The organism is Pseudomonas sp. Marseille-P9899 (assembly GCF_903166565.1).
GTDB lineage: Bacteria > Pseudomonadota > Gammaproteobacteria > Pseudomonadales > Pseudomonadaceae > Aquipseudomonas > Aquipseudomonas huaxiensis.
Genome location: NZ_CAESCG010000001.1, coordinates 1,161,035 through 1,184,093, shown reverse-complemented (window position 1 = coordinate 1,184,093; position 23,059 = coordinate 1,161,035). Strand labels below are relative to the sequence as shown.

The 23,059-nt window shown below is 64.4% G+C and carries 20 protein-coding genes; 10 read left to right on the top strand and 10 right to left on the bottom strand.

Features of this window, described 5'->3' with window-relative positions:
• Window positions 1-189: 189 nt before the first annotated feature.
• Window positions 190-894 (top strand): MgtC/SapB family protein, encoded by a 705-nt coding sequence (locus HWV67_RS05315; protein ID WP_110972361.1) that lies wholly within the window; start codon window positions 190-192, stop codon window positions 892-894.
• A gap of 221 nt (window positions 895-1,115) precedes the next feature.
• Window positions 1,116-3,830, top strand: coding sequence for a magnesium-translocating P-type ATPase (gene mgtA / locus HWV67_RS05310; RefSeq protein WP_175650244.1), 2,715 nt, complete (start codon window positions 1,116-1,118; stop codon window positions 3,828-3,830).
• 102 nt (window positions 3,831-3,932) lie between these two features.
• Here mgtA and HWV67_RS05305 read toward each other — a convergent pair whose 3' ends face one another.
• The 3 genes from HWV67_RS05305 to HWV67_RS05295 all read right to left on the bottom strand — a co-directional run bounded on the left by HWV67_RS05305 (window position 3,933) and on the right by HWV67_RS05295 (window position 6,714).
• Window positions 3,933-4,736 carry a helix-turn-helix transcriptional regulator gene (locus HWV67_RS05305; protein WP_175650243.1) on the bottom strand — a complete coding sequence of 268 codons (804 nt, stop codon included), beginning with the start codon at window positions 4,734-4,736 and terminating at the stop codon, window positions 3,933-3,935.
• Between the two features lie 90 nt (window positions 4,737-4,826).
• Window positions 4,827-5,009, bottom strand: a complete 183-nt coding sequence (locus HWV67_RS05300) for a DUF2783 domain-containing protein (RefSeq protein ID WP_110972364.1) — start codon at window positions 5,007-5,009, stop codon at window positions 4,827-4,829.
• 10 nt (window positions 5,010-5,019) lie between these two features.
• The gene (locus tag HWV67_RS05295; protein ID WP_175650242.1) at window positions 5,020-6,714 is read right to left on the bottom strand and encodes an FAD-dependent monooxygenase; all 1,695 of its coding nucleotides are present in this window, start codon (window positions 6,712-6,714) and stop codon (window positions 5,020-5,022) included.
• A 194-nt stretch (window positions 6,715-6,908) separates the two neighbouring features.
• Between HWV67_RS05295 and HWV67_RS05290 the strand changes: the two genes are divergently transcribed.
• Window positions 6,909-7,391 (top strand): OsmC family protein, encoded by a 483-nt coding sequence (locus HWV67_RS05290; RefSeq protein ID WP_175650241.1) that lies wholly within the window; start codon window positions 6,909-6,911, stop codon window positions 7,389-7,391.
• On the opposite strand, the gene HWV67_RS05285 is transcribed toward HWV67_RS05290, so the two are convergent.
• The 4 genes from HWV67_RS05285 to HWV67_RS05270 all read right to left on the bottom strand — a co-directional run bounded on the left by HWV67_RS05285 (window position 7,313) and on the right by HWV67_RS05270 (window position 13,963).
• Entirely contained in the window at window positions 7,313-8,467 is a 1,155-nt protein-coding gene (locus HWV67_RS05285; protein ID WP_175650240.1) for a hypothetical protein, read from the bottom strand. The genes HWV67_RS05290 and HWV67_RS05285 overlap by 79 nt on opposite strands.
• A 97-nt stretch (window positions 8,468-8,564) precedes the next feature.
• Window positions 8,565-10,820, bottom strand: a complete 2,256-nt coding sequence (locus HWV67_RS05280; RefSeq protein ID WP_175650239.1) for a tetratricopeptide repeat protein — start codon at window positions 10,818-10,820, stop codon at window positions 8,565-8,567.
• A 71-nt stretch (window positions 10,821-10,891) separates the two neighbouring features.
• The gene (locus HWV67_RS05275) at window positions 10,892-12,577 is read right to left on the bottom strand and encodes an arylsulfatase (protein WP_175650238.1); all 1,686 of its coding nucleotides are present in this window, start codon (window positions 12,575-12,577) and stop codon (window positions 10,892-10,894) included.
• Between the two features lie 63 nt (window positions 12,578-12,640).
• Window positions 12,641-13,963 (bottom strand): alginate export family protein, encoded by a 1,323-nt coding sequence (locus HWV67_RS05270; RefSeq protein WP_256680008.1) that lies wholly within the window; start codon window positions 13,961-13,963, stop codon window positions 12,641-12,643.
• A gap of 335 nt (window positions 13,964-14,298) precedes the next feature.
• On the opposite strand from HWV67_RS05270, the gene HWV67_RS05265 reads away from it, so the two are divergent.
• The 5 genes from HWV67_RS05265 (at window position 14,299) to HWV67_RS05245 (ending at window position 18,168) form a co-directional block, all read left to right on the top strand.
• Window positions 14,299-15,606: an MFS transporter gene (locus HWV67_RS05265; RefSeq protein WP_095153463.1), complete on the top strand. Its 1,308-nt coding sequence runs from the start codon at window positions 14,299-14,301 to the stop codon at window positions 15,604-15,606.
• A 46-nt stretch (window positions 15,607-15,652) separates the two neighbouring features.
• Window positions 15,653-16,180 carry a YbhB/YbcL family Raf kinase inhibitor-like protein gene (locus HWV67_RS05260; RefSeq protein WP_175650237.1) on the top strand — a complete coding sequence of 176 codons (528 nt, stop codon included), beginning with the start codon at window positions 15,653-15,655 and terminating at the stop codon, window positions 16,178-16,180.
• A 90-nt stretch (window positions 16,181-16,270) separates the two neighbouring features.
• Complete coding sequence (locus tag HWV67_RS05255; RefSeq protein ID WP_175650236.1) at window positions 16,271-16,936, top strand: M24 family metallopeptidase; 666 nt, start codon at window positions 16,271-16,273, stop codon at window positions 16,934-16,936.
• A gap of 64 nt (window positions 16,937-17,000) precedes the next feature.
• Window positions 17,001-17,429: a TOBE domain-containing protein gene (locus tag HWV67_RS05250; protein ID WP_095153466.1), complete on the top strand. Its 429-nt coding sequence runs from the start codon at window positions 17,001-17,003 to the stop codon at window positions 17,427-17,429.
• A gap of 58 nt (window positions 17,430-17,487) precedes the next feature.
• On the top strand, window positions 17,488-18,168 hold the full coding sequence (locus HWV67_RS05245; RefSeq protein WP_175650235.1) for a class I SAM-dependent methyltransferase: 681 nt from the start codon (window positions 17,488-17,490) through the stop codon (window positions 18,166-18,168).
• Here HWV67_RS05245 and HWV67_RS05240 read toward each other — a convergent pair.
• From HWV67_RS05240 to HWV67_RS05230, 3 genes are all read right to left on the bottom strand, one after another.
• Entirely contained in the window at window positions 18,145-18,708 is a 564-nt protein-coding gene (locus HWV67_RS05240) for a cupin domain-containing protein (protein ID WP_175650234.1), read from the bottom strand. The genes HWV67_RS05245 and HWV67_RS05240 overlap by 24 nt on opposite strands.
• Window positions 18,709-18,711: 3 nt before the next feature.
• Window positions 18,712-19,512: an exodeoxyribonuclease III gene (locus HWV67_RS05235; RefSeq protein WP_175650233.1), complete on the bottom strand. Its 801-nt coding sequence runs from the start codon at window positions 19,510-19,512 to the stop codon at window positions 18,712-18,714.
• Between the two features lie 163 nt (window positions 19,513-19,675).
• A complete protein-coding gene (locus HWV67_RS05230) occupies window positions 19,676-19,945 on the bottom strand; it encodes a PepSY domain-containing protein (RefSeq protein ID WP_095153472.1) in 270 nt (89 codons plus the stop codon).
• Between the two features lie 138 nt (window positions 19,946-20,083).
• Between HWV67_RS05230 and HWV67_RS05225 the strand changes: the two genes are divergently transcribed.
• Window positions 20,084-20,464: a RidA family protein gene (locus HWV67_RS05225; RefSeq protein ID WP_175650232.1), complete on the top strand. Its 381-nt coding sequence runs from the start codon at window positions 20,084-20,086 to the stop codon at window positions 20,462-20,464.
• Between the two features lie 156 nt (window positions 20,465-20,620).
• Window positions 20,621-22,612 carry a peptidase U32 family protein gene (locus HWV67_RS05220; RefSeq protein WP_175650231.1) on the top strand — a complete coding sequence of 664 codons (1,992 nt, stop codon included), beginning with the start codon at window positions 20,621-20,623 and terminating at the stop codon, window positions 22,610-22,612.
• Window positions 22,613-23,059 lie beyond the last annotated feature (447 nt).

Below are 23,059 nucleotides of genomic sequence, written 5' to 3'. Positions count from 1 at the left end.
CAGCGGACAGTGGCGATTCGCATCCCTGACGGGATGACGACTCCCCATTTTCCCTTGCAGTTTTCCTCCGCGGCGCGGCTGTTACGCGCGGCGTTGGGAACCCTGCGACCGCGCAATCCATAACCCCGAATAGCGTGCCAGTTTCGTCTGGCGCACCCGCCGGCTGCGGCCGGAAAAACGAGGTGAATCATGGATTGGAAAGTCTTTCTGCTGCGCGCCGCCGCAGCGCTCATCCTCGGTGCCCTGATCGGCGCCGAACGTCAACTGCGCCAGCGCCTCACCGGCCTGCGCACCAACGCACTGGTCAGCACCGGCGCCTGCCTGTTCGTGCTGATGACCCAGGCCGTCCCGGGCCTGGGCGGCGACGCGTCACGCATTGCCGCCTATGTGGTCTCCGGCATCGGCTTTCTCGGTGGCGGCGTGATCATGCGCGACGGTCTGAACGTCCGCGGCCTGAACACCGCCGCCACCCTCTGGTGCACCGCCGCCATCGGCGTGCTGTGCAGCATGGGCCTGCTACTTGAGGCGGTGATCGGCTGCCTGGTGGTGCTCTGCGCCAACATCCTGCTGCGCGACATCGCCCAGCGCCTGAACCAGCAGGACGTGGTCCCCGCCAGTGAAGTCGAACAGCGCTACGGCGTGGAAATCGTCTGCCGCGCCGAGGACGAAATCCAGGTGCGCAGCCTGATGCTGCACAGCCTCGACGGCGTTGCTCTGCGCCTGCAATCGCTGCACAGCGAAGACCAGGCCAACCCGGCCAAGCTGGAAGTGCGCGCCGAGCTGCTCGGCAATCACGGCGCCACCAGCCAGCTGGAACGCCTGGTCAGCCGCATCAGCCTGGAAAAAGGCGTCAGCTCGGTGCGCTGGCAAGTGTTCGACCTGGCCGGCGAGTGAGCCGGCCACCCCCTCCACCCCAAACTCATCCACCCCAAACAGGAGCTTCCGGAGCCCAGTCATGAATCCAGACCCCAGTCCCGTGTCACCCAGACCCGGGCCGGACGGCGGCTGACGCGTTTTCTCGCGCCGCTGCCCGGCCTGACCGGCAGCGGCGGCAATTGCTGCGCTGCACAACACCATCCGGTGGTCGCGTTCTGGCGGCCGCTCAGGAGTGCATCATGCTGTTCAAACGTTTCGGCCGGCGCATGCTGGCGTTCTTCGACCACGGCCTGAGCCGGCATTTCCGCCGCCAGGCGATGCTGGAACTGCTGCGCAATGGCAGCGCCCGCGGCAACCTGCCGGTTGAATTCATTCGGCAATTGTCCACCGTCGCCGGCCTTGAGTCCGCCGCCCTCTACCAGCACTTCGGTACCGGGCCCGAAGGCCTCGACGCGACCCGCGCCGAAAGCGTACGCGACCGGGTCGGGGCCAACGTGGTCGACCAGGAAAAACCGGTCTCGCCGTTGCTGCACCTGTGGTGGTGCTACCGCAACCCGTTCAACCTACTGCTCAGCCTGCTGGCCCTGGTGTCCTGGATCACCGAAGACCTCACCGCCGCACTGGTGATCGGCAGCATGGTGCTGGTCTCCACGCTCCTGCGCTTTTTCCAGGAAGCCCGCTCCAACCGTGCTGCCGAGCGTCTCAAGGCGCTGGTCAGCAACACCGCCAGCGTGCTGCGCAGCGGCGACCCGGCTGTCGATCGGCGCGGTGCGGTGGAAGTGCCGTTTCGCGATCTGCTCCCCGGTGATCTGGTGCTGCTGTCGGCGGGCGACATGATCCCCGCCGACCTGCGCGTGCTGGAAGCCAAGGACCTGTTCATCAGCCAGGCGGCGATCACCGGCGAATCACTGCCGGTCGAGAAATTCGCCCATGCCCGGCGCGCCGTCGGCAGCCCGCTGGAATGCGACAACCTGTGTTTCATGGGCACCAACGTGGTCAGCGGCAGCGCCCGCGCCCTGGTGGTCGGCACCGGCCAGCACACCTACTTCGGCAACCTCGCCGAACGGGTGCTGAGCAGCGACCGCGAACCCACCGCCTTCCAGCAGGGGGTCAACAAGGTCAGTTGGTTGCTGATCCGCTTCATGCTGGTGATGACCCCGCTGGTGCTGCTGATCAACGGTTTCACCAAGGGCGACTGGCTGGAGGCGTCGCTGTTCGCGCTGTCCATCGCCGTTGGCCTGACCCCGGAAATGCTGCCGATGATCGTCACCTCGACCCTGGCCAAGGGCGCGGTGGCGCTTTCGCGCAAGAAAGTCATCGTCAAGCGCCTGGACGCCATCCAGAACTTCGGCGCCATGGACGTGCTGTGCACCGACAAGACCGGCACCCTGACCCAGGACCGCATCGTTCTGGAGCGCCATACCGATGTGCTCGGCGTGCCCTGCGAGGGGGTGCTGGACGATGCCTGGCTGAACAGCCATCACCAGACCGGGCTGAAAAACCTGCTGGACGTCGCCGTGCTGGAACATGCCGGCCCGCAGCGGCAAGAACGCCTGGGCAGCGCCTTCAGCAAAGTCGACGAGATCCCTTTCGACTTCCAGCGCCGGCGCATGTCGGTGGTGGTCGAGCAGGATGGCAATGGGCATCGCCTGGTGTGCAAGGGCGCGCTGGAGGAAATGCTGGCGGTGTGCACGCGGGTCCGCCTGGGCGACGAGGAACTGCCGCTGGACGCGCAACTGCTGGCGCGCATCCGTGAACACACTGCCCTGCTCAATGACGAAGGCCTGCGGGTGGTCGCGGTGGCGGTCAAGCAACTGCCGGGCGGACGTGAGCAATACCGGGTAGCCGACGAAAGCGATCTGCTGCTCACCGGCTACATCGCCTTCCTCGATCCGCCCAAGGAAACCACGGCCGCCGCGCTGCGGGTTCTGGCCGAACAGGGCGTGGCGGTAAAAGTGCTGACCGGTGACAACGAGCGCGTCAGCCAACGCGTCTGCCGTGAAGTCGGCCTGCCGGTCGTCGGCCTGTTGCTGGGCAGCGAGATCGATGCCCTCAACGATCGCCAGCTCAGCGACCGTGCCGCCGAAGGCAACCTGTTCGCCCGCCTCACCCCGGCGCACAAGGAACGCATCGTCCGCCTGCTGCGCCAGCGCGGTCATGTGGTCGGTTTCATGGGTGACGGCATCAACGACGCACCGGCGCTGCGTGCGGCGGACGTCGGCATTTCGGTGGATTCGGCGGTGGACATCGCCAAGGAGGCCGCAGACATCATCCTGCTGGAAAAAAGCCTGATGATCCTGGAAGAAGGCGTGGTCGAAGGCCGCAAGACCTTCGCCAACATGCTCAAGTACATCAAGATGACCGCCAGCTCCAACTTCGGCAACGTCTTTAGCGTGCTGGTGGCCAGCGCGTTCCTGCCGTTCCTGCCGATGCTGCCGCTGCACCTGCTGGTGCAAAACCTGCTTTACGACCTGTCGCAGACCGCGATCCCCTTCGACAACGTCGATGCCGAACAACTGACCCGGCCACAGCGCTGGCAGGCCGAGGATATCGGGCGGTTCATGCTGTTCTTCGGGCCGCTCAGCTCGATCTTCGACATCCTCACCTATGGGTTGATGTGGTTCGTGTTCGCCGCGAACACGCCGGAACACCAGACCCTGTTCCAGTCCGGCTGGTTCGTCGAAGGGCTGCTGTCGCAAACGCTGGTGGTGCACTTGATCCGCACCCGCAAGCTGCCGTTCATGCACAGCCGCGCGGGCTGGCCGTTGCTGGTGATGACGCTGGTGATTGTCGCGGTTGGCTTGCTGCTACCGATGTCGCCGCTGGCCAGCTACTTCAAGCTGCAGGCACTGCCGTGGACATACTTCCCGTTCCTGCTGGTGATTCTGCTGGGGTATGTCAGCGTGGTGCAGGCGATGAAAGGCTGGTTTACCCGGCGCTACGGCTGGCAATAACCCGTCTCCGGGGTCGCCTGTATTTCATCAACCGGCGCGGGACAGCTCCCGCGCCATCAACCATTGCTCATGGCGTCATACCCGCTAGGTACAGATGGGCGATCAGTTCCGGTAGCCCTGGGTTACCAGGCCGATCAATTCACGCAAACTCCCGGTGCCGAGCTTGCGGTACAGCCGCTTGATATAGGTCGCCGCGCTGGACGGCCGCACGCCCAGGCGCTGGGCGATGTCGTCGTTGTCGATGCCGGTCAGCAGCAAGCGCAGCAGTTCCAGGTCACGCGGGGTCAGTTCCGGGTACAGGGTCGACAGGCGTTCGGCCAACACCCGCGGCAGTTCGCCGACCTGCCGCCAGGCCAGGTAATGCATGCGCACGATCTGCATCAACAGCGGCGCCCAGGCTTCCAGGCAGTCGAGTTCCTGATTGCCGAAGCAGCCATGTTCCCGCCCCCGGTAGAAGTTCACCGACAGCCAGCGCTCATTGTCGCAGCGGGTCAGCAGCGCCAGGCGCTCGGCGATCTTCGGCTGCTCGTAGCAGACACGCCGGTATTCGGCGTGGCCGATGTCATCGATGTGCTGACGCTGCACCACGATCCGCTCGCCGCCGCTGCCGCTCATGGCCTGCTGGTTGCCGTCCTGGTTATAGAAGCGCTCGGCATAGTTGGAGGAAATCTTCGGCAGCGACACTTCCCGGGCCCGGTCAGCGAAGGTAAACACCTGTGGATTGCTGCGCGGCGCATAGGCGAACACCGTGCACTGGGCCAGTGGAATACCGTTGCCGATCAACTGCAACAGGTCGCCCGCCAACTGCCGGTGATAGTCGTGCCCCACGCGGGCGAGCAGCCTGGCGGCCAGGCCGATATTCAGGCTCTGCGGCGGCGGCACGGTACGCAACGGCCAGAACTGCATGGCATGTCCCTCTCGGGGGTTCGAAGAGCGCGAGTCTATCAGGCCGGCCGGGCAAGCTGGATAGCCTTCCTCGTCCAGCCCCCCTGCGAGCTACAGGTCGCGGCCGGCGATCACAGTCAGTTCGCTGAAGCGCTCGACATCGCCCAGGGCCTCGGCGGCCAGCAGGGCGAGCTTGACCAACAGCAACTCGCGCTTCCCGTCAGGCGCCTGATCCAGGCTGTCGGCCAGACGGTCATAGAGGGTTTCCAGCTCAAAGGTGGTCAGGTGTGCCATGACAGTGTCCTCAGTCGTTTCCCAATGCAGCGTGGAAGGCAGCGGTCAGGGCGTCAGCGCCCAGTGATTGCCAGCGGGCGCAGACATGCTGGTCCGGTCGGGCCAGATAAGCGCCACCGGCCTGCGCAGCGTATTTGTGCCGTAGATGACCGTCGTGGTCGGCCAGCGTCAGATCGGCACCCTCGACCGGGCGCGCACTGCCCACCGCAATCAGCCGCAGCGGAACGCCCTGCCCCTGCAACGCCGCAGCCCGGGCCTGGATCTCCAGCGGTATCGACCCATCATCGGTGAAATACAGCAAGTGGAACGCCGCCCCCAAGTGATCGAACAGATAATCGTCGTCGCCCAGACGCACGTTCAGCAGCGGCGCGCCGGCCCGTGGGCCGTGCTGGAACAGGTTGTCGTCAGCATTGGCGCAATTGAGCGGCGAATCGGCGTAGTCATGGGGCCGCGAGGTGCGCCAGTGAAACAGCGGCCGCACGAAGTCCTGGGACAGCGACAACGACAGCACCGCGTCGCGCAGCAAACGCTGGCCGGTGCTGGGCGGGGTCATGAAGCGCGTGCTCTTGCCCGCTTCCTCGATGATCTCCCGCGCCGCCGCCACCCGTTCGTGACTGTAGGACGGCAACAGCCGCGGCCCGGCCAGGTCCTTGATCTGTAACGCCAGCTTCCAGCAGAGGTCGTTGACATCCTGGAACCCGGTGTTGGCCCCGCGCACGCCGAAGATCGGCAGCAGGTGCGCGGCATCGCCAGTGAAAATCACCCGCTGGGCGAGATAGTCCGGCAAGGTCAGGGCGCGGGCGGAATACACCGAGCACCAGTCCAGCTCCCAGGTGCGATCTGTAACGCCCATCAAGGCAAGTTGAGCGTCGATGCGCTCACGCAAGGACGCCGGGGCCAACGCCTGCTCCGGGGTTTCATCGGCGGGCAGTTGATAGTCGATGCGCCAGATATCCCCTGGCTCGCGGTGCATCAGCACCGTGTTGCCCGGATTCCAGGGCGGATCGAAATAGGCCAGGCGCTCGGTGGGCAGGTCGAGCTTGATGCGGATATCGGCGATCACGAAACGGCCCTCATAGGCCGCGCCCTCCAGCTTCAGCCCGAGCAGGCTGCGCAACCCGGAGCGGGCGCCGTCGGCGGCGATCACCCAGGCGCTCTCCAGCGCATACATGCCGGCCGGGGTGTCCACCTCCAGGCGGGCATGGTCCGGCGCCTGGGTCAGGCCGACCACCTTGTTGCCCCAGCGCAGCTCGATCAGCGGATTGGCTTCGGCCGCCGCCACCAACGCGTGCTCCAGGCACGGCTGCTGCAGGTTGGTCATGGGCGGGAAGCGGTCGTCCGGGTCATGCGGCGCCTCCATGCGGAACACCAACTGATTGCGATAGAACGAGTTGCCGAAGCGCCAGCCGAGGCCGGCCTCGGTCACCCGCCCGGCGACGCCGACCTGTTGCAGGATCTCCATCGAGCGACGGGTAAACACAATGGCGCGGCTGCCCTCGCTGACCTGCTGCTCGGCCTCCAGCACCACCGAGGGAATACCGTAGCGGGCAAGCTCCAGCGCGGCGGTCAGGCCGATCGGCCCGGCGCCGACCACTACCACCGCCTCGCGCCGGATGGCGCCGGCCGCCACGTCGGCGGTGAAAGCGGGATAGACCTGATAATCGAAATACAGCGAGCGCCGCGGCTCGGTCGAGGGGCTGTGCATCGTCAATGCGTCTCCGGTGTTCTTGTGGTTATGGGACGGCATGCTAAGCGTGATCGAGGCGCGGGCATGTCCCCAAAAGGAGACAAGCTGGCGGCGTTTGTTGCGCACAGGCAACCCGGCCCGGCGCCCATGCCTGTTTCGCCCGACGGCGGCACGGCGTAGGCTCGGGACCTCGTTCATTCAGGAGGGATCCCATGACAGACAAACAACACCGTTACGACGTTAACGTCACCTGGACCGGCAACCAGGGCACGGGGACCTCCAGCTACCGCGGCTACAGCCGCGACCACCTGATCCAGAGCGCCGGCAAGACGCCGATCGATGGCTCGTCCGACCCGGCCTTTCGCGGCGACCCGGCACGCTGGAACCCCGAAGACTTGTTGGTCGCCTCCCTCTCCGCCTGCCACAAGCTCTGGTACCTGGGGCTCTGCGCCGAAGCCGGCGTGGTGGTGCTCAGCTACGAGGATGACGCACAAGGCGAGATGGTCGAAGAACACAGCGGCGCCGGGCAATTCACCTCGGTGGTGTTGCGGCCGAGGGTGGTGATTGCCGCTGGTTCAGACCTGGGAACTGCCCGCGAACTGCATCACCTGGCGCATCAGAAGTGCTTTATCGCCCGATCGGTTAATTTTCCGTTGACGCATGAGCCCGACATTTCAACTGCGTCGGCGGGTTGAGCCCGTTTACGCGGCTTCTTCCATTCCTGATCGGGCTGCACAGGCCCGACCAGAGGCTTGAGGACAAGCCCCGCCTCCGTGCCACCGCAGGTCTTCATTACCCTTGACGAGGTCAGGCTCAAACCGACCAGATGAACCTTCGAGATCGGCTGAGGCGCAATGAAGCTGTGCCGGTAGCCCTTGGCTCTCCGGGCAATTTCCCGTTGCAGCAGCCCGATTGCGACGCCTGGCGCCGAATCGATGGAGCCGCCAGCGTTCACGCTGATCCTGCGCATCAGGCGTAAAGCTGAGCGCAGGTAGCGAGTCGTCAGCCAGACCAAGGGCAGTGCGACAACCGCGGCCCCCTTGGCACAGGCCAGCGCCTGGGACGACTCCGAATCCCACAGCGCGACTATCAAAAGCGGCGCCTGGAAAAGGCCCATGATGAACAGCGTGCGGATTCGTCCCATGAGGATCCTGAGCTTGCCGACCCGACGCTCCTTCTGTTCATCACGCTCGCTGAACATCCAGCTTTTCAGCACGATGTCGTATTGATCGCTGACCTGACGCAACTGCCTGAGTGCGTCGACCATCAAGTCTGTCACCGTACGACGATGCTCGAAGAAGTCCCGCTTGACGTGAAAACACAGCACATACCTCGAAAGACGGATGCCCGGTAGAGTCGGAGCTCGCTCGATCGAAAGCATCAACCCCCTTCCCAATGGCAATGACCAGCCTTTCGCGCCGAGCGCCAGTTGTATCGGGACGGCGACAGCGATGGCAAACACGATCAGGTTTAGCGCCGGTAAGCTGATTGGAGCCAGATCCAAGGCTGGGATCAGCAGACCACTGGCCACGTGATAAAGGACACTGACCGGCAGGCAGACACCACCGACCAACAGCAGGCTGAACCCGATACGGTTCATCAGCAGGCGGTAGAGCCTGAGCAGGTTGCGCCCGAGTGGCACACGGAAATCCTTGCGCCGACGCGGGATGAACAGACACACCACCACCCAGCACCAGGTGAAAACACCTGCACAGTTGAGCAGGACCAGAACGTAGTGCCAGAGCGGGAGTGAAGCGAGGGTTTCGAACATGCCGTACCTTGGATTTTTCGGAGCAGGCACCTGAACACCGGCACCCTGAGTGCATATCGGCGTCCGTGCCGAAACCCTTAATGCAGCGCAGCTCTCCTCAACGACGGCGTGCCTGGATCGCCTGGATCAAACGCTGACAGCGCGGGTCCGGCGAACCTTCGCAGTAACCCAATGCCTCGTCGGCTAGCCCCGACCGCGCACTGAGGTAAGCCAGCGCATAGCGCAGGTCGGCATTGTCCCGGTCCTGCTCCAGCCCTTTCAAAAACGCCGCCCTCGCCTCTTCCGTGCGCCCCATCCGGCTCAGCAGCAAGCCCAGGTTGTACTGGGCTCGCGGGCCGTCGGCGCGTTGTAGCCAGGTGATTGCTTCGTCATTCTTGCCCTGCTGGCCGAGCACAAGACCTAGGGAATAAGCCAGCTCAGGCTGTTGCGGCTGCAGTTCCAGGCCAGTGCGTAGCAGTTGCTCGGTTTCGGCGACTTGTCCTTGCGCCATCAACAGCCGCGCAAGCCCAGTGCGCGCCGGGACGTAGCGCGAATCCTGCTTCAGCGCCTGACGGTAGTTATCGATCGCGTCGGCGGGACGGTTCAGGCGTTCCTGCAACACCGCGAGATTCAAGCGCGCAGCGGGCAAGTCGGTGTTTTCTCGAAGGCGCTCCAGGTGGTCGTTCAGTTGCGCTTCCAGGCGGTCGGCGACGGGTTGCGCAAGGCCGGTGGTGCGTTGGTCGGCCAGACCTCTCGCCGCCTGATCGCGTACTGCGAGGCTCGGATCCTGTAGCAATGGCAGCAGGTATTTCAGGCGCTGCGCCGGTGCTTGCCCTTCGAGGGCGCGGGCCGCTTGCAGGCGCACCTGCGGGCTGTCGTCGCCCAGTGCCGCGAGCAGGCTGTGCTGGAGGGCATCACCGTAACCCGCGCCCAATTCGACAGCGCTGGCCCGGACAATCGCCGGTTTGCCAGCGTCTTCGATCAGCTTCGCCAGTTGCGGGATGACACTGGGATCGTGACGGCGGGCGGCGGCGAAGGTTTCGCCGTAGTGCGGCGCGCGTTTCGGCTGGCCAAACCAGCCCTCGATGGCGTTGGCGGCCCATGCCGGGCGCTTGTCCTGGTGGCAGGCGGTGCAGGCGTCCGGGGCGCCGGTCGTGCCGTCGAGGTCGGGGCGCGGAATGCGCAAGGCATGGTCGCGACGCGCGTCCACGCCCATATAGGTGCGGGTCGGCATGTGGCAACTGACGCACTGCGCACCCGGCGTTCCCGGTGAATGATGGTGGTGCTGCGGGTTGTCGTAGTCCTGCTTGACCAGGCTGGGGAAGCGCGGGTTGCCCGCCGGGTTGTGGCAGGCCTTGCACAGGTCGTTGCCCTCGGCGCGCAGCGTCGTGGAATGCGGCTCGTGGCAGTTGCTGCAGGTCACACCCTTGGTGAACATCTTGCTCTGGGTGAAGGAGCCATATTCGAAGACTTCGTCGAGGATCTGTCCGTCGGCATGGTAGAGCCCGTCGGACAACACCGCCGGACGCATGGCGTCGAGCAGCGGTTTGCCCGGCTGGCTGCCATTGCCCAGCGGCTGACGCCGGCTATGGCAGCGGGCGCACTGCTCGACCAGATAGCCTGGTTCGGTGCTATGGAGGTCCACCGCCAGGCCCATTTGCGCCGGGCTCATGGCGGGCGACGGTTTGTCCTGATGCTGTTCGGCCCAGTCAAGATGGCGCTGGCCAGGACCATGGCAGCTCTGGCAACCCACCGCCATTTCGCTCCAGGTGGTCTGGAAGGTGTCGCTGACCGGGTCGTAGCCTTTGCGCAGGTTACCGGAATGGCAGTCGGCGCACATGGCGTTCCAGTTCTGGTAGCGGCCGGTCCAGTGCAGCGCGTCATCCGGGGTGAAACGCTGTCCGGGATGTAGCGAAAACCAGCGTTGCCCGCCTTTGTCCCGGGGCCGGCTGTCCCAGGCGACGGTGAGGCTTGGCAGGCGGCCGCCGGGGCGCTCGATCAGGTATTGCTGGAGCGGATCGAAGCCGAAGGTGTAGGCAATGGCGAAATCCGCGGGTTTGCCGTCTTCGCCCTCGGCATTGACGAAGAAGCGCTCGCCGCGCTTGAAAAAGCGCATGCGGATGCCGTCGGCGTCGCTGAAGGTGGTGTCGTTGAAGTCGCCGAGCACGTTGGCGCTGTTGGCCTCGCGCAGCGACCAACTGTGATGGGAGTTGGCCCAGGCGCTGGCCTCGGGTTGATGACAGGCGGTGCAGCGTGCCTGGGCGACGTAGCCGTCGGAGAGGTGTTCACCCGGCGGGCGCGGGTCGGCCGCGCCGAAGGGGGACGCGAGGATCAATAGCAGGGTCAGGCAGTGCAGGTGTGCACGCAAAGGCATTGTTGTTCTCTGTCTTGGGGAGCGCTTTGCTGAGATCGCTGCGGTTCGGGGCCCCGAACCGCAGCGAGGGATCAGTAGCCGCTAACGTGGTCCGGCAGGATCACATGGTTCTCCTGCGCATACTGGTCCCAGACCTTTTTCAGTTCCGCCACTTTCCCTGGTTCCTTGGCACTCAGGTCATGCCGCTCGGCCATGTCCGACTGCAGGTTGAACAACTGCCAGTCGCCCGTGCCCCACGGTTTGGGCATGTGTACCAGTTTCCAGTCGCCCTTGCGCACGAAGCGCTTGCCGAACAGTTCGCCGCCCTGGGTACGCTCGGCGCCTTTCTCGCCCTTGAGCAGCGGGATGATCGAGGTGCCGGTCATGGGCACCACCTCGCGCCCCTTGTACTGCTGCCCCGGATGCTTCACCCCCGCCAGCTCCAGCAGGGTCGGCGCAAAGTCCTTGACGCTGACCAGTTGATCGAGCTTTTTCCCCTGCGGATCGGCCCCCGGAATGCGGATGATCCCGGCCGTACGCGTGCCACCCTCGGTCGGAAAGCCCTTGAACAGGCTCAGGGTCGGCGCGGACACCCGCGACCAGTTCGGGCCAAGGAAGGTGTAGGAACCCGGCTTGCCCATGTGGGCGTAGCTGAAGTCGTTGGTCTCGTCGATCACCTTGCGGATTTCCGGGAACTGGTCCGCCGGCCAGGTCTCGTCGAGGTCGTGGCCTTCGGCACCGTTGTCGGAGATGAAGATCACCACGGTGTTGTCGTACAGACCGTTCTGACGCAGGTAGTCGAACACCCGGCCCGTGTTGGCGTCCATCTGGTCGACCATCGCCGCGTAGATCTCCATCGCCCGCGCCTCGCGCTGGCGTTCTTCGGGGCTGAGGCTGTCCCAGGCACGACCTTTTGGCGAGCGCGCGGCGGGTTCGGCGTCCTGCGGCACCAGGCCGAGGGCTTTCTGCTTGTTCAGCCGGGCTTCGAGCAGTGCGTCGTAGCCGGTGTCGTAGCGACCGTGGTATTTGGCGATGGCCGCGTCGGGCGCCTGCAGCGGCCAGTGCGGCGCGGTGAAGGCCAGCATGCCGAAGAACGGCCGGCCGCTGTCTTTGTCTGCGGCAATGTAGCGGATCATCCTGTCGGCGTAGTACTGGCTGGAATAGCTGAAATCAGCGGGCAGTGCGTCCAGGCGCTTGCCGTCCTGGGCGTAAGGCGCCTTCGCGTCCGGGGTCGGCGCATAGGCCGGCTTCATGTCGGGATAGTGGCTGGCGCCGCCGCTGAGCAGGCTGAAGGAATGCTCGAAACCGCGCTGGTCCGGGCCGGTCTGTTCAGTCTTGCCCAGGTGCCATTTGCCGGTCAGGTAGGTGTCGTAGCCCGCGTCGCGCAGCAGCGAGGCGATGGTCACCGCGCGGTCGTTGAGGTAACCCTCGTAGCCTTTCTTGCCTTCCTGATTGGGCGCGGTCTCTTCGGCCATGTTGCCCAGCCCGACCTGGTGCGGGTCGGCGCCGGTCAGCAACGCGGCACGGGTCGGCGAACAGGCTGGCATAGCCTGGAAATTGGTCAGTTGCACGCCCGAGGCGGCCAGGGAATCGAGGTTCGGCGTCTCGATCTCGCTACCGAAACTGCCGAGGTCGGCGTAGCCCATGTCATCGGCGACCACCAGCAGGATGTTGGGGCGCGCAGGATCGCTGGACGCTGCCTGGACCGAGACGACGGCCAGCGAAGCGGTCATGCCGACGGCTGCGGCAAGCGCCGTGCGGAAAAAGGGAACACGCATCAGGAATGTCCTTTTTTATAATTGGTTTTAGGAAGTGGGAAGCCACTCGGGCCGGAAAAGTCATTAAAAGGCGAAGGAAATTACCAACTGGCTGTAGAGATTGAGGTCATCGCTGCCCAGTTGCGACCCGCCCTCCTCGGCGCTCTTCTTCGGTTTGTACAGACCGATCAGCGGGCTGACGGTGAAATTGCCAATGGTCCAGTCGACATAGAGGTCGAGTTCCTTGGCATCCAGGTCGCCTTGTGTGCGGTCGAGGGTGTTGAAATCGAAATACAGCACGCCCATCGCCACGTCCGGGTGCGGCGTCAGGCCGAGGCTGAGCATGTGGATGCCGGCATTGCGCTGGAACGGCCCGGAGTAGTTGGCCGCCACTTCGCCCTGGAACCAGGTGCCGTAGCCGCGACTGAAACCGCTGAACAACGGGTCGTAATCTTCCGAATAGCGGCTGTAGCGATAGCCGACCCGCGGCTGCCAGGGCATGGCCGAGAAGGTCCAGCCGGCTTCCGCATACCAGGCGTGTTCGTCGCCCAGGCGTTTGTCTTCGTGGGCGTACTCGAAGGACAGGAACAGGTCCTTGACCCCGGCATTGCCCTGGGCTCGCAGGCTGGTGATTTGCAGACCGTCGCGCTGGCCGCTGAAGGCATTCGCCAGCTTGTCCTCGACATCCAGGCCCTTGACGTAGGTCAGGCCCACCGTGCCTTCAGGCGCGACATGCTCGAGCACGGCAACGCCCAGTTCAGGCTTGGCCTTGATTTCGTTGTCCGATTTCAGCCAGATCAGGTCGCCGCGCCAGCCCTGCTGCCCGCCGAGGCGCAGCCAGGCGGTCTTGTCGAACGCGTTGCGCGCGGTGAGGTAATAGGCGCCGCCGCGATTGGCGCTGCCACCAGCGAGGTTGTTGCCGACACTCAAACCGTCGCCATTGATGATGAAGCCGTCACCGACCTTCACTTTCTGGCTGCCGACGGAAATATCCACGCCGTCCTTGCCCAAGGCCGGGAACAGATCCCCCGAGCGCCAGCCGGCGTAGGCACGGTCGACGTCGGTGCGGCGCTCGGAGCCATCGGTGTAGCCCGCAGCATCGCCCTCGCCCCAGGTGCCGTTGCTGACCAGATTGAACTCGCCGTACAGCGACGAATTGCCTGCCTCCGGGAAACGCGTGGTACCGCTCAGGCCATAACGCAGGAAGGCTTCCTGCCAGGCCACCGAACCCGGATTGATCGGTCCGCCCTGGTTGTAGCTTTCGTCGCTGTGGAAGAAGCCCAGGGCACCCTGGACATTCAACTTCAGTGTGGAATCCGCAGTGGAGTACAGCTCGTAGGCCGACGCGCCGGAAGAAATGGCGCTGAGGGCCGCGGCCAGTAATGAGCCATGGCGAAACCTGTTCACATCAATCCCCTTTATTTTTATCGTAAGGATTACCGCAAGGTGCGATCCGTCTGAATCTTGATCGCTGGGGGATTAACTCATCTGGGTGGACAGGATTCTTGCATCTGCCTGCCCGGGGATTTGCAGGTCTCTGCCAGGCCCCTGCGACACTCCGCCACACCCTCACCCATCTGTCAGCCAGCCGGCAAAACCCATTAGAATCTCGCGCCCTTTTTCGCCTGGTCACTTCGAGCAGCGACAATCCCAACAACGAGCAGCCCCGGTCCGCAAGGGTCCGGCTGACGTGCGCGCGCGTACCAAGGGTCTGACCGCTAATCGAAACTCTTGAGGTACGTATGTCTCCGCGTTTGCTGGCCATGGCGCTGGCACCCCTGCTCGGGCTGTTTATCATGGCCCTGGGTAATGGCTTTCTGTCTTCCCTGACCACCCTGCGCCTGGATGAAGCCGGCGAGTCGGCCACCATGATCGGTGTGGTCTCCTCTGCCTATTTCATCGGCCTGACCCTCGGCGCCGTGTTCAATGACCGGCTGATCCTGCGCATCGGCCATATCCGCGCCTACAGCAGCTTCGCCTCGCTGATCGCCGTGACCATTCTGGCCCAGGGCCTGTTCGTCGACACCTGGGGCTGGATGGTGCTGCGGATGATCAACGGCTGGGCCACGGTCGGCGTGTTCCTGGTGATCGAAAGCTGGCTGTTGATGGCCGGCGACACCAAGGTCCGCGGGCGTCTGCTGGCGCTGTACATGATCGCGTTCTATGGCGCGGGCGTGGTCAGCCAGGCGGCGCTGGGTGAAATTGCCGGCTGGGGTGACCAGGCGCCGTTCATGATGGCCGGCATGCTGGCGGCGCTGTCGGTGCTGCCGATCGTGATCCTGCCGCGGGTGTCGCCGCTGCTGGAGCACGTCGAACCGCTCAAGCCGCGCCAACTGCTCAGCGTGACCCCGACCGGCCTGGTCGGCTGCTTCGGTTCCGGCCTCGCCATCGCCGCGGTCTACACCTTGCTGCCGCTGTACCTGCAACGCATCGGCCTGGCGGTCGGTGAAGTCGGCACCATGATGGCCTGGGTGATTCTCGGCGCCATGCTGCTGCAGTACCCGGTGGGACGCTGGTCGGACCGCAAGGACCGCCAGGATGTGCTGATCGTGCTCGGCATGCTCTGCACCGTGCTGTCGGTGGTCATCCTGCTGCTGCCGTCCGATTCGGTGCTGCTGCCGGTGATGCTGTTCCTGCTCGGGGGTGGCGTGTTCGCCGTCTACCCGGTGTCGGTCAGCCACGCCGCCGACCGTGCGCCGGTCGAAGCGCTGGTGCCGATGATCCAGGGCATGCTGCTGATCAACTCGCTGGGGTCGGCGATCAGTCCGGTGGCGATTTCGCCGGTGATGAACCGCTACGGCGAGGTCGGTCTGTTCTGGGCCATGGCGGTGATCAACCTGGCGCTGGTGAGCTTCTTCCTGTGGCGCCGCGGCAAGCGCCCGGTGCCGGCCAACCCCGCGCCGTTCGTGCCGTCCGCGACCTTCTCGCCGACCGGCGCCGAACTGCGGGTGACCGACGATTTGCGCCACGCCGCCCAGGAACATCCGCCGGTACCGGAAATGGGCGAATACGCCGGCTCGCCGCCGGTGCCCCGCGCCGGCGTCGAGTAAGCGTCTACACTGCGGTTCCCCGAAGCTCATTCAAAGGTGAACCGCAGTGAAAACACTGATCCCCGCCCTCGCCCTGCTGGCCTTCGCAGGCGCCGCACATGCGGCGCCGCTGTCCATAACCTCCACCTCCTTCACCGATGGCGGCCGGATTGCCCTGGCCCAGGTCGGTCCTGATACCGCCTGCGGCAAGGGCCAGGAGCGCTCGCCGCAGTTGAGCTGGTCGAACCTGCCCGAAGGCACCCGCTCGGTGGCCCTGGTGATGTTCGACCCGGATGGCGCCAAGGGCCTCGGCGTCGTCCACTGGGTGGCCTACAACATCGATGCCAAACGTGGCGAACTGGCCGAAGGCGTCAGCGAGGGCATCACCGTCGGCAAGAACGTCAAGGGCGCCACTGTTTATCGCGGCCCCTGCCCGCCCGCCGGCGACAATCCTCATCATTACGCCCTGACCCTGATCGCCACCGACCTGGCACCCGGCACCCTGCCCGACGGTCTGGACCGGGACGGTTTGCTCAAGGCATTGCAAGGGCACGCACTGGGGGCGCAGAGCCTGGTCGGCGTGTACGGGCACTGAGGCTCACCAAACAAAATGTTGCAAGAGCCATCGCCATATAGAAGTCTATACAGCGAAAACACCCAAGAGCCCTTGAACAGAGAGCCACCGATGAACACCGCCGTGTACCCCAAGGAAGCCACTGGCGCGAATTACGCGCTGGAATTGATGCAGTACGCCCAGGCCCGCACCTGGGAAGCCGTGGAGGCTATCGCCGCAGTCATTCGCCCCGGCATGAGCGAATCCGAAGCCACCGCCCGCGGCAAGGAGATCCTTGCCGGGCTGGGCATGGAACGCATCTGGCACCCGCTGCTGGTGCGTTTCGGCGCCAACACCCTGAAAGCCTTCAACCAGCGCTCGGACGGCGACCCGGTGCTGGGCGACAACGACATTTTCTTCATCGATATGGGCATCGTCTGGAAAGGCCATGAAGGCGATGCCGGCGCCACCTTCGCCGTGGGCGACGATCCGGAAATGATCGCCTGCGCCGCCGCAGCCAAGACCCTGTATCAGCGGGTCGAAGCACACTGGCGCGGCGAGAACTGCAGCGGCGTCGAGCTCTACGACTTCGCCCGCCAGGAAGCCGAAGCCATGGGCTGGACGCTCAACCTCGATATCAAGGGCCATCGCGTCAGCGACTTCCCCCACGCTATCTACCGCGCCGGCGACCTTGGCGATCTGGCCGAGCGGCCGAACCGCGGGCTGTGGATCCTGGAAATCCAGATCGCCCACCCGAGCAAGCCGTACGGGGCGTTTTACGAAGACCTTCTGAGCTGAACCGACCCCGGCTACACTCTCCCTCTTTACGGCCAGGCCGATGCTCACAATCGAGGGCGAGACGATGAAAGTCAGCGCACGCAACGTATTCAAGGGTAAGGTCAGCGAGGTACGCCCCGGCGCCGTCAACAGCGAGGTCATCCTCGAACTGGGCGGCGGCGAGACGCTGGTGGCGGTGGTCACCGTGGAAAGCGTCAAGAGCCTGAATCTGGTGCCCGGTGCCGAAGCCATCGCACTGGTCAAGGCGCCCTGGGTGATGTTGATGACCGATGCCGACGGCATTCGCCTGTCGGCGCGCAACTGCCTGGAAGGCAAGGTCATCAGCGTCACCGATGGCGCGGTCAATGCCGAAGTGGTGCTGGAGTTGACCGGCGGCACCCGGGTCTATTCCATCGTCACCCGCGACGCCGTGCAGGAGCTGGGCCTGGCCAAGGGCGTCAGCGCCACCGCGGTGATCAAGGCTTCCCATGTGATTCTCGGCGTCCCCGCCTGATCCACTGCCCCGGAGCACCTGCCGGTGCTCCACGCCATCCCGCCACGGGAGCCCGCCCATGCCTGACCACAACCCCGAGTCCCTGATCCTCTCCAGTTGGCAAACCAACGCCGAACCCTGGATCACTGCCGTGCGTGAAGCGCGGATCGAAAGCCGCCGGCTGGTCACCGACCACGCGATGTTGAGCGCCATCGATGCGCGGCGGCCACGACGTGTTCTTGATCTTGGCTGTGGCGAGGGCTGGCTGTGCCGTGCGTTGCGCGGCTGGGGCATTGCGACCTGGGGGGTGGACGCCACGGCGGGCCTGATCGAAGCCGCCCGGATCAGCGATCCCGAGGGTGATTACGAATGCCTCGACTACGCGGCGTTCAGCCAGCAAACGCCGCAACGCCAGGTCGATCTGATTGCCTGCAATTTCTCGCTGTTCGGCGCCGAGGAACTGCAGCGGTTGTTGGCGGCGCTGCCGGCGTGGCTGGAGCGTCCGGGCCATCTGCTGATCCAGACGTTGCACCCCCACGTGGCCTGTGGCGATGAGCCCTATGTCGACGGCTGGCGCGCGGGCTCCTGGGCGGGCTTTGACGCGGCGTTTCGCGATCCGGCGCCTTGGTATTTCCGCACGCTGGAAAGCTGGGTGACGCTGCTGCACGCCAGCGGATTGCGCCTCGACGCCATCATCGAACCGCCACACCCGCTTACCGGCAAGCCGGCCTCGCTACTACTCGCCGCGCGCGCTGCCTGAGGCTTTCCAGGCCACCATGAGCGGACCGTCCCGCCCGGCTACCGGGTCGACCAGCGGCAGCGCAACCCGGGCGATTCGTGCTTTCGAATCGGCATGGCTGGCGCTGCCGGGGCGCTGGATATCGTAGTCTTCCTGTCCGCGCGGATACGCCCCCACCACCAGGAAATCCCGGCTGCTTTCGACACAGCGGTGGCCGGTCCCGGCCGGCAGCACCAGGACATCGCCGACGGCGATGCTCAGGGTCTGCCCGGACTGCCCGCCCAAGGTCACCCGCGCCTCGCCACGAACCACGGCCAGCGCTTCATGGGCGGTGGAATGGTAGTGGTGATAGTCGAAAATGCCGGCACGCCACAGCGGCGTCCACTGGTTGCGGTTGAACAGCGCCTCGAACGCCGCCGCCATGTCGCTGCCGGGCTTGGACCGCAGCTGATAGCGAATGACCGGCAACGGGCTGTTGGGCGTGGCCCCGTCGTCGTGGAAGTGCAACTGCCGCATGGTCTCGGCAACGTGTTGTAGATCGACGAAAAGCGCGTCGTTCATCAGTCAGTCCTCTCGGGCCTTGCGCTTGCGCGGGCCCAGTTCGATCCAGGCCGGAGCGTGGTCGCTGGCCTTGGTTTCATTGCGCACCCAGGCATCGACGCCGCCGTTTTTCAGGTATGGGGCCAAGGCCGGGTTGAGCAGCTGGTGGTCGATGCGCAGGCCGGAGTTTTTTGGCCAGTGCTCGCGGAAATAGTCCCAGAAGGTGTACAGGCGCTGGTCCGGATACAGGTGGCGCAGCGCGTCGGTCCAGCCCTGGTCGAGCAGGCGTTGGTAGCAGGCGCGGCTTTCCGGTTGCAGCAGTGCATCCTTGAGCCAGGAGCGCGGGTTATAGATGTCGAAATCCGTGGGCACCACGTTGTAGTCGCCGGCCAGTACCACCGGGTGGTCGCTGTCCAGCAGCACCTGGGCGTGTTCGATCAGGCGTTCGAACCAGGCCAGTTTGTAGTCGAACTTGGGGCCAGGACGCGGATTGCCATTGGGCAGGTACAGGCACGCCACCACCACACCGTGGGCCGCGGCCTCCAGGTAGCGGCTCTGGCCGTCGTCTTCCATACCGGGTAGGCCGCGGCGGATTTCCAGCGGTTCGGCATCGCGAGCCAGGATCGCCACGCCATTCCAGGCCGCCTGACCGTGATAGAGGCTGCCGTAGCCGGCGTCGGCAAGTTGCTCGCTGGGAAAGTCCTGCGCTTTCAATTCCTGCAGGCAGGCGATGTCCGGCTGTTCGCGCTCCAGCCAGGCCAGCAGGTTGGGCAGGCGGGCGCGGATGCCGTTGATGTTGAAGGTGGCAATCTTCAGCGCTTTCATGGGTTGGTGCCCGCGATGTAGGTGGTTGCCGAGGTGAAGCACTGCACGGCCAATGGCTGGGCCCTCATTACCTCGCGCAGGCGTTCAATCAGTCGATTGCCGAAGCGTTGCGGGCCGCTTGAGGTTTCGGGGCCGCCTGGCGGCCCCGGATACAGCGGCGGGGTCAGTGATCCATTTCATCCTTCACGATCTTGCCGGTGTGCGGATCGACCTTGAATTCATACTTCATGCCGTCGGCCTTGGTGCCCTCGCCTTCCCAGTGGCCATCGTCGGCCTCGATCTTGGTGATCTGCGTGTAGCCGGCGGCCTTGAGGGTCGCGGAGGCCTGTTCCTGGGTGACTTTCCAGTCGGCACCCGGCTGGTCCGCCCAGGCCGGGGCCGCGAGCGCACCCACCAGGGCCAGGCCAGCGAACATCGAGGTGATAGGTTTCATTGCACTTCTCCTTGTTTTGCATGAAAGGTCCTGGTTGGGACTGGTCCCCGGCGCCGAGGGTTCAAACGAATTCGCCGCAAGCCGGCTCGCGGCTTACACTGTGCGGCCTGTTTTACTCAGTCATCGCAAGAGATCCCCATGGCCAATCAAGACATCACCTACATCCCCGACCCGGATGCGGACTCCATTTCCTCCGACGTGGCCGGTTTCGGCGGCATTCTGGTGTCCACCCAGATCCCGACCCGCGCCGACGGCAGCCTGGAACTGGGCGACATCACCACCCAGAGCGAATGCACCCTGCAGGCGCTGAAAGTGGCCCTGGAAAAAGCCGGCAGCGGCATGGACCGCGTACTGCACCTGACCATCTACCTGACCGACATGGCCGACCGCCCGGCGTTCAACGAGGTCTATCAGCGGTTCTTCAGCAAGCCATGGCCGGTACGCGCAGCGGTGGGCGTGTCCGAGCTGGCGGTGGAAGGCATGCGGGTGGAAGTCACGGCGATGGCGGCCAAGGGCTGATTGCCCGGGCAAATGGCCTCATCGCAGCGATGAGGCCGGACCCGCCAACGCGGTTGTCACTGCCCCGCAAAAGCCACCGGGCAGCATTCGGGTGCCGGTCAGGCATTTCGCCGCTACAATGCGCGCCTTGACCGTGTTGAAGCCTAGAAAAACATCATGTCCTTGCCCAAACATCACCTGGAATTGCTCAGCCCTGCCCGCGATGTCGCCATCGCCCGCGAGGCCATCCTGCATGGCGCCGATGCCGTGTACATCGGCGGCCCGAGCTTCGGCGCACGGCACAACGCCTGCAACGAGGTCAGCGAAATCGCCGAACTGGTGGAATTCGCCCGGCGCTACCATGCGCGGATCTTCACCACCATCAACACCATCCTCCACGACAACGAGTTGGAACCTGCACGCAAGCTGATCCATCAGCTCTACGATGCCGGTGTCGATGCGTTGATCGTCCAGGACCTCGGCGTGATGGAGCTGGATATTCCGCCCATCGAACTGCACGCCAGTACCCAGACCGACATCCGCACCCTCGGCCGCGCGAAGTTCCTCGACCAGGCGGGCTTCTCGCAACTGGTGCTGGCCCGCGAGCTGAACCTGCAGGAAATCCGCGCCATCGCCGACGAAACCGACGCGGCGATCGAGTTCTTCATCCACGGCGCGCTGTGCGTGGCCTTCTCCGGCCAGTGCAACATTTCCCACGCCCAGACCGGACGCAGCGCCAACCGCGGCGACTGTTCCCAGGCGTGTCGCCTGCCGTACACCCTCAAGGATGAAAAAGGCGGCGTGATCGCCTACGAAAAACACCTGTTGTCGATGAAAGACAACAACCAGAGCGCCAACCTGCGCGACCTGGTGGACGCTGGTGTGCGCTCGTTCAAGATCGAGGGCCGCTACAAGGACATGGGCTATGTGAAGAACATCACGGCCTGGTACCGCCAGCGCCTGGATGACATCCTCGAAGACCGCCCGGACCTCGCCCGCGCCTCCAGCGGCCGCACCGCGCATTTCTTCGTCCCGGACCCGGACAAGACCTTCCACCGCGGCAGCACCGACTATTTCGTCAGCGAGCGCAAGATCGACATCGGCGCCTTCGACTCGCCGACTTTCACCGGCCTGCTGGTGGGTACGGTGGACAAGGTCGGCAAGCGTGACATGCAGGTCGTCACCCATGACCCGCTGTCCAACGGCGACGGCCTCAATGTTCTGGTCAAGCGTGAAGTGGTGGGTTTCCGCGCCAACATCGCCGAGCTCAAGGGCGAGTTCGAGGAAGACGGCGAGAAGCGCTATCGCTACCGCGTCGAGCCGAATGAAATGCCGGAGGGCCTGTTCAAGCTGCGGCCGAACCACCCGCTGAGTCGCAACCTCGACCACAACTGGCAACAGGCCTTGCAGAAGACCTCGGCCGAGCGCCGTATCGGTCTGTCGTGGGTCGCGCGTCTGCGCGAAGACCGTCTGCAACTGACCGCCATCAGTGAAGAAGGCGTTGCTGCCAGTGCCAACCTGGACGGTCCGTTCGGCGAAGCCAACAAGCCGCAACAGGCACTGGACCAACTGCACGACCTGCTCGGCCAGTTGGGCACCACCCAGTACCACGCCGACTCCATCGAGCTGGACGCGCCACAGGCGTTCTTCATCCCCAACTCGCAGCTCAAGGCCCTGCGCCGCGAGGTCATCGAGTCGCTGACCAATGCCCGTGTCGCCGCCCACCCACGCGGTGGCCGCAAGGCCGAGACCGCGCCGCCGCCGGTGTATCCCGAGTCGCACCTGTCGTTCCTGGCTAACGTCTACAACCAGAAGGCCCGTGACTTCTACCACCGTCATGGGGTCGCGCTGATCGACGCGGCGTACGAGGCGCACGAGGAAACGGGTGAAGTGCCGGTAATGATCACCAAACACTGCCTGCGTTTCTCCTTCAACCTCTGCCCCAAACAGGCGAAGGGTGTGACCGGCGTGCGCACCAAGGTGGCGCCAATGCAACTGGTGCACGGTGATGAAGTGCTGACCCTGAAATTCGACTGCAAACCCTGCGAAATGCATGTGGTGGGCAAGATGAAGGGCCATATCCTCGACCTGCCGCAGCCCGGCAGCGCTATCGTCGGCCACATCAGCGCCGAAGACCTGCTCAAGACCATTCCCCGCGCGCCTCACTGAGGCCAGGGCTGGCATCGAAGTTGCCTGCCTTGAAGCATCGTTGACCCTTTCGGGACCGCGCCGCGGTCCCGAAAATCATCCCCAATCTCCTTCCCAGCCGACCACCGACCGGTTGCGCTTTGCGCAAACTGTAGGAATTATTGATATCATCTGTAAGCTTTTTCGTACGCGACTCAGGGTTCTCCTGAGACAGAGCTGCCGGCCCAATCTCTAAAAATATTCAACTTTGAGGATTTCGGGCCGATGAAAGAATTGAAAGGCCGATCTAGAGCTATCGTTGCGCAGGTCAAAAATATGGCGATTATTTTTCTGTCACGCCCGCACTTGAGGCGACATACAGCAAATAAACAAATTATTGACACAGCCATTTTGATATCACACCCTTACCCACTTGGAAGATTCGAACCTGCCCTTCTGTAGTCCAGATAGCCGTAGGCTGGAAGTACA